This window comes from Bifidobacterium sp. ESL0820 (assembly GCF_052606235.1).
In genome coordinates this window covers 453,587-464,911 of sequence record NZ_CP199594.1, presented here as the reverse complement: position 1 = coordinate 464,911, position 11,325 = coordinate 453,587, and the positions used below count along the sequence as shown (strand labels likewise).

The window sequence follows — 11,325 nt, the reverse complement described above, 5'->3', positions numbered from 1 at the left end:
GTAGGATCAGAACCCCAGGCGCTCCAGCTGCTTGGGGTCGGTCTGCCAGTTGCGGGCCACCTTGACATGCAGATCCAGCCGGACCTTGCGACCCATGGTCCGGTTGACGGCGGTGCGCAGCTTCTTTTTCACCCGCACCAGGTGCTCGGCCCCCCGTCCAATGACGATGGGCTTCTGGGAGTCGCGCTCTACATAAATGCCGATGTGAACAGTGTCGCGCCCGCCCTGAGGATCCGGATCGATGGACTCCACGCGGACGGCCAGGGAGTGGGGCAACTCGTCGTTGAGCTCCTCCAGGTAGGCTCCGCGGACCAGTTCGGCGATCATGTCCTCGGGACGTTCCTCGGTCAGCTGGTCGTCAGGGTAGAGCTGAGGGCCCTCGGGCATGGCATCCATCAACACCTGGGCCACCTCGTCCACGTTGTCAGCTTCCAAGGCGCTGACCGGAACAATCTGGGAGAAGTCGGCGAAGGCGCCTATCTCCAGGAGCTTGTCCACCAATTGACCCTTGCTCAGCTGGTCAATCTTGGTCACCACGGCAATCAAAGGCTTTCGCCAGATCCACTTGCCGTCCTTGTCCTTCCGGGCAAAATCGGACCGCAGCCGGCTCAGAATGCGGCGATCGCCGGGGCCAATGGCCTGGTCGGCAGGCAGCAGGAATGCAATGGCATCCACATCGGACAGGGAGGCCTCCACAACGTCGTTGAGCCGCTGGCCCAACAGGGTGCGCGGACGGTGGATGCCCGGTGTATCCACCAGGACCACCTGGGCCTCGGGACGGGTCATGATCCCCCGGATAGCCTTGCGGGTGGTCTCCGGCCGGGAGGAAGCTATGGCGATGGGTCGGCCAACCAGGGCGTTCATAAGGGTGGACTTGCCCACATTGGGTCGGCCCACTACTGCCACGAACCCCGATCGGTGGGCCGGCGCCTGGGCATCGCTCTGTTCTTCCTTGGTCATGAATTCTCCTGACTGTCCTGCTCGGGTTGATCCCCGTCGGCCTGTTCTTCTTCTTGTTCTGCACCGTCCTCCAGGGCGATGCTTGATCCGTTGGCTGGCTCGACCACGATGGTGGCGATCTTCTTGCGGCGGCCGACCGCCTCGCCTGCGGTCAGCCTGATTCCGCGTGTCACCGCCGATGCGCCCGAGACGGGCACTGAACCAAGCAGCTTGGTCAGCAGGCCATAGACTGTGTCCACATCGTCCTCGTCGATGGTGATCTCGTAGAGCTCCTCCAGGTCGGTGATGGGCGTGCGGACCGGCAGTTGCCAGGTGTGCGGGCCGATCTGTTTGGGCTCATCGTGCTGGACCCGGTCGTGCTCGTCCTCCAGCTCGCCCACGATCTGCTCAATGGCATCCTCTATGGTGACCAGACCGGCGATGCCCCCGTACTCGTCCACGACCACGGCCAGGTGGTGTCGGGAGCGCTGCATGTAGTGGAAGAGGTCGTCCACCGGCTTGGATTCAGGTACCAGAACCGGCCGGCGAATGATGGAGGCGACTGATCTGTCGCCCTTGCGGTTGAAGGCCAGGGCGCGGACCACGTCCTTCAAGTAGACGATGCCGACCAGGTCATCCACGTCGTCCCCTATAGCGGGAATGCGGGAGAATCCCGACCGGGAGAAGAGCTTCAGGGCCGAATCCAGGCTGGCATCCTTGGAGATGCAGATCATGTCGGTGCGGGGAACCATGATCTCGCGCGTCAGCGTGGTCGACAGGGTCAACACGTTCTTCAGCATCTCGGAGATCTCGGGATCGAAGGCGCCGGCCTCCACCAGTTGGTCGACCATGGCTCGACCCTGCTCGATCTGGATCTTCTCCAGCTCCTCGTCGTCGGAAAGGTCGCCGCGGTGGTTTTTGCGGGAGCGGGCTTCGGCCTGCCGCCGACGCTTGAAAGGCGTCAGAAGAACAGCCAGCCCGACCAGGCGAACATGCTTGAGCAGTGCCTCCATGGGCTGGCGGGAACGTCCATGAGGACCCAGGGTGACGGAGATGGCGGCCACCAGGACGGCCATGACCACTCCGCACAGCAGTTGCTCCCAGAGGGGCAGACCGCCAAGGGCAGCCATGCAGGCCACCAGGACACCGACCAGGATGTCGCAGATGATGCGTACGTAGGCGCAAGCGCTGCCCGTCACCTGACGCTGGGAGATCAGACTCTGGGCCCGATGAATGCGGTCGATCCGCTTCATCCTGGAGAACTGGCTGAGCTCCTGGTCGGTCTGCAGGCCCAAAATCAGATTGTTGAGACTGGATCGGGTCACCCTGTTGAGCGCCCCCTGGGCCTCGGCCAGAGCCAGGGAGAGCACGACCAGAGCGATGGCGGCCAGAGCCATGACCACCAGGGCGACTATGGCCCGGTCACTCATGGGATCTGCCTCTCCGGTGGGCACCACGGCCATACCGCTCATAGATCTCCAGAGCGTTGGTGGCCCCGGCCGGCAGCCCGGCCTCCGCAATGGGCCCCTGCCTCAGGGCCAGAAAGGTCAGCAGCAGCTGGCGTTGCAGACCGAACATCTGCTCCTCCTGCTCCCTGCTGGTGTGGTCGTAACCCAGCAGATGCAGGGTGCCGTGGATGGCCAGCAGCAGCATCTCCTCCATGGTGGAATGACCGGCTGCCAGGGCCTGCTGTGCCGCCACCCAAGGGCAGATGACAATGTCGCCCAGGATGCCCTCCTGCCGATGGTTCTCGTCGCCGGGGCGCAGCTCGTCCATGGGGAAGCTCATGACATCGGTTGGGCCGGCCAGGTTCATCCAGCGCTCGTGCAGCACCGCCATGGGCTCGGGGTCGTTGAAGATGATGGTCATGTCGGACTGGGTGCTCACCCGCATCTGGTCCAGCACCCATACTCCCAGGTCGGAGAAGGTCTTGGCATCGATCAGCCACTGGGTCTCGTTGGTCACTTCCACGCTCATGCCTGCTCCCGTCTCCGGCTGCGGGCTTGATCGGCACGGTCGTAGGCCCGGACAATCTGCCCGACCAGCCGATTGCGCACCACGTCGGCGGCCTGCAGGTGCACGAAGGCGATGTCGTCGATGCCGTGCAGCACCTGTTCGATGGTGGCCAGACCAGATGCAGGCCCGCCCAGATCCACCTGGGTGACGTCGCCGGTGATGACCATCTTGGTGTTGAAGCCCAGGCGGGTCAGGAACATCTTCATCTGCCTGCCGGTGGTGTTCTGCGCCTCATCCAGGATGACGAAGGCATCGTTCAGGGTTCGTCCGCGCATGTAGGCCAACGGGGCCACCTCAATGGTCTCATCTGCCAGAAGGCGGTGGAGCCGCGAGGTACCCAGCATGTCGGCCAGGGCATCGTAGAGGGGCCGCAGGTATGGGTCCACCTTCTCATTAAGGGTGCCGGGCAGAAAGCCCAAGCTCTCCCCCGCCTCCACGGCAGGCCTGGTCAGAATGATGCGCCCGATGCGTCCGGCCCGGAATTCCTGAACCGCCTTGGCCACTGCCAGATAGGTCTTGCCGGTGCCGGCCGGTCCGATGCCGAAGGTGATGGTATGCGTTTCAATGGCGGCCACGTAGGCGGACTGGCCAGCGGTCTTGGGCCTGATCGGGCCCTTGGAGGCCTGGGTCAGGGGGCGGCGACGAACTACGGCAGGGGCTGCCTGGCGGGGTTGGTCAATGCCTTCCAGGGCGTTATCTCCCTCCGAGTCTGCAACAGCTGTCTCATGATAATTGCGGTCTGCAGGAGCATTATCCACAAAAGTATCGCTTGTCGTATTGCGATCCTGAGATTCGTGACTTACATAGGTTTGGTCTGCCGTATTGCTGCCTATAATTTTCTGGTCTTCTGGACGGGAGTAATCGTTTGCATCGGCGGTCCCCAGACGGCGGTGATCCAGTATTCGCCCCACCTGATCGGCATCCACAGGGACCTGATCGGCGGTCTGCATGAGTTCGGTCAGTAGGTCCCGGATCTGGGCCGCCTGAACGTCGCCCTGCCGGTCCCGGGCCCGCAACATGATCTGGTTGCCCCGAACCAGGATGGACACTGCCGGGAAAGCGCGCTCGATCCTGTCGATGACTGCATCCTCCGGCCCCAGTACCTGAACCGGGTCGATCCCCTCCGGAATCTCCAGGGTTCGCGTAGTTACCGCCACGGATTCCCTTCCTGCACGATGACGATGGTGGACATGGGCCTCACTCGGGCAGCACCTGTCCGGTCAGGACGTGGGCGTGGACATGGAAGACCGATTGGCCGGCATCCTCCCCCGTGTTGAAGATCAGTCGGTAGGCTCCGTGGAAGTCCTGGTCGGCGATCTGCTGCGCCACCTGGACGATGTGGGCCAGGGTGTCAGGGTCGGCCTTGGCCAATTCGGCCACGGACGCGTAGTGATGCCGCGGGACGATCAGGACATGGACGGCGGCCTTGGGGTTGGCATCCTTGAAAGCGTAGACGGTCTCATCCTCATAGACCTTTTCGCTGGGGACCTCCCCTGCCACGATTCTGCAGAAAATGCAGTCCTCCTGCCGATCGTCATCGCTCATGACCACTCCTTATTCATTGCCGACATTGCTGTTTTCCATCTTATTGTCGAGGTTGTATATTGTGCGCGACTTCATGCGCTGGGCTCAGGGACTTCCGACTGCCAACGACCCAGCATGTCCGACAGCAGGGTCAAGGCCACTGGTCCGGCCAGGGCAGCCCGTAGGATGTTGCCCCCCAACCGAACCGCTAAGGCCCCCTCCCTCATCATGATCTGGACCTCCTGATCGGCAATCCCGCCCTCTGGGCCCACAACCACGGCGATCGACGAGTTCTCTGGCAGCTTGTCTACGCGCTTGCGAACCGCATCCAAGCCAAGGTCGGCATCCTGGTGCAGTACCAGGACCAGGCTTCCCTGATCGGTCGCCTTCCGGCACCAGGCGGCCAGACCATGGCTGTCCACCTTGCTCAGCAGCCGAGGACGGTAGGCCCTCCGGCTCTGCTCGGTGGCTGCATCCAAGGCGGCCTGCCAGTGCCGGTCGTTGCGGCCCGGCCGCCATTTGGCTATGGACCGATTAGCCTGCCAGGGCAGGACTTGATCGACTCCTATCTGGGTGGCCATATCAATAGCCTGCTCATCCCTGCCGCCCTTGGCCAAGGCCTGGACCAGAATCAATTCATTCTTGGGAGGTGCCTGCCGCCCTACAGCGGTGACCTCCACCAGGCCAGTCGAAGCATCCCTGACCTGGGCGCTGATGCGCAGTCCCTCTCCGTCTGAAAGTTCCAGCTGGTCCCCGTTCTTTAGCCTCATAGAGCCCAGAGCATGGCGACGGATGCGCTCGGGCAGGGTCAGGCGCCAGCCGGTATGGAGCTCATCGCTGGCCAGTGGGGAATCATCGTGGTCGGGATCCAGCAGGAAGAGGGGTGCAGTCATGGTGTTAGGCTACAGCCCGCAGCCGAAAAGCGCCCCTCATGACGACACGCTCCCCCAATCGCCCAGTGCGCAATGCCGCCTGAGATGCTATGATTATCTCCGTTGCGATTACGCACCTGTCCGGGTGGCGGAATGGTAGACGCGCTAGCTTGAGGTGCTAGTGCCTATATATATACAGGCGTACGGGTTCAACTCCCGTTCCGGACACTTTTTATCCAAATTAAAGCCTCTATAGTGAAAGAGCATCATCCTACTACTTCGCCTTCCAGAATTGTGCCGGTACGTTCTTCACGAAAGTGTGGTTGATGACCCTCCCTATGGCATCAAATATGTACGCATAAACGTCCTAGATGATGGGCCGCAGAAGCGTACACGAACTGAGGTTGCATTACCTTGACATCGGCTCCGCTGCCTGCTACCGGGTTCACTGCCGTATGACGCAGGTCATGAACCGACGTCCCTAGGTATCCCGAAGGCATCCGAGACAGTGGAAAAACAGTTGTCGCCCTTTGTCGGAGAGCTGACATGGCACATTTAACCATATTTAAGGCTTCCGGTGAACAATAGCCCATCCTCGATATACCTACGATGAGAGTCTTAATATGGTCGTCGAGACTTAGAGAAATATAACACACCGCACCTCTCCCCCATCTTGGGAGTTCCCACAACCTTGGACACTATCTGAGTGGCTGACCTGCCAACCTTCACAATATACCGGCTGACAATCCCTGATTCACCCTCGTCTTATCCCCGATGTTTAATAGGTCGAAAACCTAACAGGCTTCACCAGCTTTCTCACAAAGTATCGGGAGAGACCGGCCACTATTGACGTGGGTGCACGGCCGTCGAATTCTTTACACTAACATGAGAAGCGGGCTGGCTTCACTCCTATTACGCACCACAAGCCTAGTATTCACATCAATCCACACAGCAGCAATGGCGGCATAGACTGGTGATTAACAAATCAAGAACGGCCCATGCAATCAGCTTTCCACACAAAAGCACAAACCCAATCCTCGCCGCTCGCAATCAAGAAAAGCAACACATTCAATATATGGAAAAGGAGAATTATGCCACATAGGAAAAGTCCGAACCACGTAGTATAAAGAATATACCATGTGTGTGTGTAGAATTGTTAGAGCGTAGTAGAATAAACGGAGAATTGTGGTGACTCTGATTTAGTCGCGAATACACACAGCCTTCTTGATCACGATCAGGTCTACCGGGGTGACGATAACGGATCAAAACCCTTTCAGTTTCCGCGATGTGCTAAAGGCAGATATGAACCCTCATGGTCCAAAGACTGTTCAGACTGATCCTATTTACAAAATAAGGCCATTTATCCGCGAGGAATTGGATTATTACACACGCATGATCAACCCACAACTATTGAAGAGTTTGAAAAATTTCATGCCTCGCAGTCTCATTCCACCTTAAAACGATGTATCGCAAACTCACGGCACAATTAACTAATAAGAACGAATCAACTAATATTCATGTTCCTCGTGATTTCCTTCAAATAATGATTGATGTACCATTGATACTCCGCAATCCCCTCCACAGCGGTCGATAATTCAATCAGACACTGCTGTATATCCTTCCTTTGTGCAGCGTTCTGAGCATCCTTTGCGGCATCCCAAGGTTCTTTCTGCATATCCCGCTTCCCTTCTTTTGGTAGATATTCTCAGTATCATGCACAGCACAGACGAAAGGACTCTAATGGAAGAAAATGAATAAGGGGTTACTAAAAACTTGCGAAAACAATTGGACCTTTTGGTCTGTCTCAAAATAGAGATATCGAAAGACTTTCACGAACAAATAATGAACGAAGTTCTGTCAGAAAGCCTCTTAACGACTTAGCCAATAGAACAGTAAAAGTTCTTGACAGCCGTCAGGATCCTATCGGCGGAAAAACCTGCGCTGCAGTCATCAAGAGACTGGGGGTCTCGACTATGAAACCTATCGCCAGATCCCGGAATATCTTACGCACACCGTTCCACTTGTCCTTCTTCTTTCCGGAGGTTTTCTCAATTGCTATATTCAAAGACTCTCGTAATCGGGTGAAAGCTTTCTCCAAGACAAAATCACCAGTTATTGAATATTCATCTAAAGCAATTTCCGTCTCGTGCATTAGACGGTTGATATACAGCGCCAAGCCGGTAGGCAAATCATCACTCACTTCGCCTAGGATCTTTCTGGCCTGTTTAATCAAATCGGCGATCGTCTCTCTTTGTGTTTCAGTAAATCGCAAAGATGATTCCTCCATACGATCGCTTAAAACCTTTAGACCCAGAAGATCACCGGAGAGTAATTCATCCTGAGTTTTTGATCCCCTGGACGCCGACCAATCCAACTCATACCCTCCGAAAGGTTTGAGAGCAGACTTTTTGATACGAGACATGCAATCGTCGTAGAGTGCTGTATCTTCACCAAGCTCTTTCAGCGAATCTACAAAATCAATTACTTCTTGCACGGCAGCAACAATATCTGCAAACCGATACCCGGATACCTCTGCTCTTGTTGCCCATTCAGTTTCAAAAAAATCCAATAAGTATTCAGCAGCGTTCATTGATTCTTATCCTTTGATGAAAGCCATACCCGACATATGGCTTAGCACTCCGTCATGTGAAAACGTCGGGGTGAACTTTCTCCTCGCCCCCTATCATCACCTTTCATAAAGCAAGGACCCAATTGCAACTGAAGGCAAACGACTGGAGACATGGGAAAATTCAATTTCAATAAATATACTACACCTGATTGACAAACGCACCATTCTGGTGTCTGGACAATCCATTCGCCGACGCAAGAGCCATGTTCTGAAAAAAGGTCTGAGACAAGGATGCGACCCAGTTTATATCATACTTGATCGGCTATTCCTATGGCTTTCGTAGGCGATACCGTAGCAGTGTTGTATCGCTGCTTGCCGACTTGCACCGCGGCTGTATTGAGCCCGTCCACCTGCCCGTACATTCAGAGAAAGGGACACTGGTACAGTATATGGGTTGTAGGCCCTTGCTATAGAGCAGCGTACAATGCACACCTCTAGGCAGCGCTTGAGATGTCCTCGTACCTGGAACTGAATGTAACGCACTGGTCTGGTGTCGCTCCCGGGAACAACCTGCATGAGTATTTCGAACTCGGCGAATCGGTCCGCTACGACCCCGCACAGGTTCGCAGGTATCAACCGCAGAATGAAATACAGGTCATACATGAGCAAGACTGAAACCTAGAAGCGATAATTTATTGATCCGACGCACATTAGGACTCTACCGTTCAGAAGCCATGTTCCCCGTGTCAGGGTTACAACCGTGACGAGGTCGATACGTTCCTCGACCAGATATAGGACCACCATCCGCTCCCTTACCATAACTGTGCACTTCTAGGATGCGCCAGTTGTGACGAGTGACGTCTAATCGCAGAGGACGTGGTTGTGAATAACGTGGCTGAACCGACTGCATTACAAACACTACAGGAGGCATGTATAAGCGACCAAGTACGGAGGGCCTTGAGGAAGAAGTAATTCATGTTCTTCTGCCGTTCCTAATCTTTCTGTGTAATTTTCAAGCCCAGAGATCGAATTGGAAATCACTCACGCTTGGTTTTCGGTTGCGCCGCCTATGCTGTTGTCAGAACAAGAGGGAGGAGCGGCAGGCGTGCTCAGGGTGAACATCGACTCCATAGATGATGACAGAATCGAGGCCTACACCAGGCTGACCGAGCCTCAGCTGCGCAATCGTCTGGAACCCGCCAAGGGCCTGTTCATCGCCGAGTCCCCCAAGGTCATCGCCCGCGCCCTGGATGCCGGGGTTGAGCCCATCTCCTTCCTGGTGGAAGAGCCCTGGCTGGAGGGAATGCGTTCCATGTTCGACCAGGTGGACGCAGCCTTTGGGCCCGACATTCCCGTCTATGTAGCCAGCCCCGCACAGCTCAAGACCATCACTGGCTACCGGCTTCATCGAGGAGCGCTGGCTGCCATGCGACGCTGGCCTTTGCCCACTGTGGAGCAGATCTGCCGCTCAGCAAGGCGAATAGCCGTCATGGAAAACATTGTTGATCACACCAACATCGGCGCCCTGATGCGTTCGGCGGCAGCCCTGCAGGTGGATGCAGTCCTGGTCACCCCATCCTGCTCCGATCCCCTGTATCGCAGGGCCGCACGGGTCTCCATGGGCACGGTCTTTCAGGTTCCTTGGACAAGAATCGGCGGCGACGATGTTCACGCCTGGCCCGACCAGGGCATGAAGCAGCTGCACGATCTGGGCTTCACTACAGCCGCCATGGCCCTGAACCGGAACGCCATCAGCCTGGATGAACTGACCGAACGTCTAGGACCCGGGCCCGACCAAATCGATCGCCTGGCCCTGATATTCGGAACCGAAGGCGACGGATTGAGCCACAGGACCATTGCCCGGGCGGACTTGACCGTGCGCATCCCCATGAGCCACGACGTGGACAGCCTGAACGTGGCCGCATCCAGCGCCGTGGCCTTCTACGCAACCAGACCCCCAGCATGCTAGCTAAGCCTTGCTATCTGACTAAGGGAGAGTCAGACAACCCTGACACAATCAGCTCTGCTGGGAGACAGCCTGCGAATCCTCATGAATGTAGTCGTCGGGATCGATAGTCCCCCGCCAGCGGCCGATGGCCTTGAGACCGTGGTACATGACCAGCGTAGCCACAGAGCCGATGGCGATACCGTTGAAGCTGACCCCGGCCACAGCGAAGGTGAAGTCCGCGATGCCCACGATCATGACGACGGCGCCCAGGGTCATGTTGACGGACTTGCCGAAGTCCACCTTGTTCTCCACCCAGATGCGGATGCCCAGCATGCCGATCATGCCGTAGAGCATGGTGGTGACCCCGCCTAGAACGCCGGTGGGGATGGTGTTGATGATGGCTCCGAACTTGGGGCAGAGGGAGAGCAGGAAGGCGAAGATGGCGGCACACCAGTAGGCGGCCGTGGAGTAGACCTTGGTGGCGGCCATGACGCCGATGTTCTCGGCGTAGGTGGTGGTGCCCGAGCCTCCGCCAAGCCCGGCCAGCGTGGTGCCCAGACCATCGGCCATCAGCGCGGTGCCGATCTGGTCATCATAATCGCGGCCGGTCATGAGCGCTACCGACTTTACGTGACCGATGTTTTCGGCCACAAGGACCAGCACCACGGGGATGAACATGGCCAAAACGGAGGGATCGGCTTGGGGGGTGTGGAAGTGAGGCAGACCGAACCAGGCGGCCTTCTCCACAGCCGCAAAGTCGACCTGACCCTGGGTGACCGCGAAGATGTAGCCGACGATGACTCCCAGAAGAATGTTGAGTCGGCCGATCAAGCCCTTGAAGAGCACGGCTATCAGCATGACGGCCACCAGGGTGACCAGTGCGGTCAGCGGGGCGGACTTGAAGTTCTTCCAGGCCGAGGGGGCCAGGTTGAAGCCGATGATGGCTACGATGGCACCGTTGACCACCGGGGGCATGATCATATCGATCCATCGTGAACCGGCGAAGTGGACGATCAAGCCGATCAAGAAGAGCAGGGCGCCGGTGACCATGATCCCGAAGGAGGCAACAGCCAGACCCTTGTGGGCTGTGGTCACAGCCAGGACGGGAGCGATGAAACCGAAGGAGCTGCCCAGGTAGGATGGCAGACGGTTGCGGTTGATCAGCAGGAAGAGGGCCGTGGACATGGCCGTGAAGAAGAGGGTGGTTGAGGGATCGAATCCGGTCAGAATGGGAACCAGGAAAGTGGAGCCGAACATGGCGATGACATGCTGGGCACCGATGCCAGCCGTACGTGGCCATGTGAGTCGCTCGTCGGGTTCCACAACCTCGCCCGGAGCCAATGTTTTCCCGTCGCCGTGCAGTTTCCAGCCCATGGACAATGCCATTTCACTGTGCTTTCTCTCATGCGCCGTGCCGGTCACGGCGGACCGGAAACATCAGTATATTCGCATGGGAG

At 57.5% G+C, this 11,325-nt stretch carries 10 protein-coding genes and 1 tRNA gene; 2 read left to right on the top strand and 9 right to left on the bottom strand.

Features of this window, described 5'->3' with window-relative positions:
• Positions 1–6: 6 nt before the first annotated feature.
• The 6 genes from era to ACUIAH_RS01940 all read right to left on the bottom strand — a co-directional run bounded on the left by era (position 7) and on the right by ACUIAH_RS01940 (position 5,372).
• Complete coding sequence (gene era, locus ACUIAH_RS01965; RefSeq protein WP_445341235.1) at positions 7–960, bottom strand: GTPase Era; 954 nt, start codon at positions 958–960, stop codon at positions 7–9.
• A complete protein-coding gene (locus tag ACUIAH_RS01960) occupies positions 957–2,369 on the bottom strand; it encodes a hemolysin family protein (RefSeq protein WP_313836740.1) in 1,413 nt (470 codons plus the stop codon). Before ACUIAH_RS01960 ends, era begins: the two co-directional genes overlap by 4 nt.
• Positions 2,362–2,916: an rRNA maturation RNase YbeY gene (ybeY, locus tag ACUIAH_RS01955; protein WP_101432424.1), complete on the bottom strand. Its 555-nt coding sequence runs from the start codon at positions 2,914–2,916 to the stop codon at positions 2,362–2,364. Before ybeY ends, ACUIAH_RS01960 begins: the two co-directional genes overlap by 8 nt.
• Positions 2,913–4,112: a PhoH family protein gene (locus ACUIAH_RS01950; RefSeq protein ID WP_445341234.1), complete on the bottom strand. Its 1,200-nt coding sequence runs from the start codon at positions 4,110–4,112 to the stop codon at positions 2,913–2,915. Before ACUIAH_RS01950 ends, ybeY begins: the two co-directional genes overlap by 4 nt.
• A 40-nt stretch (positions 4,113–4,152) precedes the next feature.
• On the bottom strand, positions 4,153–4,500 hold the full coding sequence (locus ACUIAH_RS01945; RefSeq protein WP_024627960.1) for a histidine triad nucleotide-binding protein: 348 nt from the start codon (positions 4,498–4,500) through the stop codon (positions 4,153–4,155).
• A gap of 71 nt (positions 4,501–4,571) precedes the next feature.
• Positions 4,572–5,372 (bottom strand): 16S rRNA (uracil(1498)-N(3))-methyltransferase, encoded by an 801-nt coding sequence (locus ACUIAH_RS01940; protein ID WP_445341233.1) that lies wholly within the window; start codon positions 5,370–5,372, stop codon positions 4,572–4,574.
• A gap of 118 nt (positions 5,373–5,490) precedes the next feature.
• Between ACUIAH_RS01940 and ACUIAH_RS01935 the strand changes: the two genes are divergently transcribed.
• Positions 5,491–5,579, top strand: a tRNA-Leu gene (locus tag ACUIAH_RS01935).
• 1,276 nt (positions 5,580–6,855) lie between these two features.
• On the opposite strand, the gene ACUIAH_RS01930 is transcribed toward ACUIAH_RS01935, so the two are convergent.
• Positions 6,856–7,026 carry a hypothetical protein gene (locus ACUIAH_RS01930; protein ID WP_445341232.1) on the bottom strand — a complete coding sequence of 57 codons (171 nt, stop codon included), beginning with the start codon at positions 7,024–7,026 and terminating at the stop codon, positions 6,856–6,858.
• 237 nt (positions 7,027–7,263) lie between these two features.
• The gene (locus tag ACUIAH_RS01925; RefSeq protein WP_445341231.1) at positions 7,264–7,941 is read right to left on the bottom strand and encodes a hypothetical protein; all 678 of its coding nucleotides are present in this window, start codon (positions 7,939–7,941) and stop codon (positions 7,264–7,266) included.
• Positions 7,942–9,025: 1,084 nt separating this feature from the next.
• Here ACUIAH_RS01925 and ACUIAH_RS01920 point away from each other — a divergent pair.
• Positions 9,026–9,889: a TrmH family RNA methyltransferase gene (locus ACUIAH_RS01920; RefSeq protein WP_445341230.1), complete on the top strand. Its 864-nt coding sequence runs from the start codon at positions 9,026–9,028 to the stop codon at positions 9,887–9,889.
• Between the two features lie 48 nt (positions 9,890–9,937).
• Here ACUIAH_RS01920 and ACUIAH_RS01915 read toward each other — a convergent pair whose 3' ends face one another.
• The gene (locus ACUIAH_RS01915) at positions 9,938–11,254 is read right to left on the bottom strand and encodes a uracil-xanthine permease family protein (protein ID WP_445341229.1); all 1,317 of its coding nucleotides are present in this window, start codon (positions 11,252–11,254) and stop codon (positions 9,938–9,940) included.
• Positions 11,255–11,325: the final 71 nt, after the last annotated feature.

What these genes read in the sequence shown, in the direction of transcription:
- ACUIAH_RS01925 (WP_445341231.1), bottom strand. Translation starts at nt 7,941, where the DNA reads ATGAACGCTGCTGAATACTTATTGGATTTTTTTGAAACTGAATGGGCA.
- era (WP_445341235.1), bottom strand. Translation starts at nt 960, where the DNA reads ATGACCAAGGAAGAACAGAGCGATGCCCAGGCGCCGGCCCACCGATCG.
- ACUIAH_RS01940 (WP_445341233.1), bottom strand. Translation starts at nt 5,372, where the DNA reads ATGACTGCACCCCTCTTCCTGCTGGATCCCGACCACGATGATTCCCCA.
- ACUIAH_RS01915 (WP_445341229.1), bottom strand. Translation starts at nt 11,254, where the DNA reads ATGGCATTGTCCATGGGCTGGAAACTGCACGGCGACGGGAAAACATTG.
- ACUIAH_RS01930 (WP_445341232.1), bottom strand. Translation starts at nt 7,026, where the DNA reads ATGCAGAAAGAACCTTGGGATGCCGCAAAGGATGCTCAGAACGCTGCA.
- ybeY (WP_101432424.1), bottom strand. Translation starts at nt 2,916, where the DNA reads ATGAGCGTGGAAGTGACCAACGAGACCCAGTGGCTGATCGATGCCAAG.
- ACUIAH_RS01960 (WP_313836740.1), bottom strand. Translation starts at nt 2,369, where the DNA reads ATGAGTGACCGGGCCATAGTCGCCCTGGTGGTCATGGCTCTGGCCGCC.
- ACUIAH_RS01945 (WP_024627960.1), bottom strand. Translation starts at nt 4,500, where the DNA reads ATGAGCGATGACGATCGGCAGGAGGACTGCATTTTCTGCAGAATCGTG.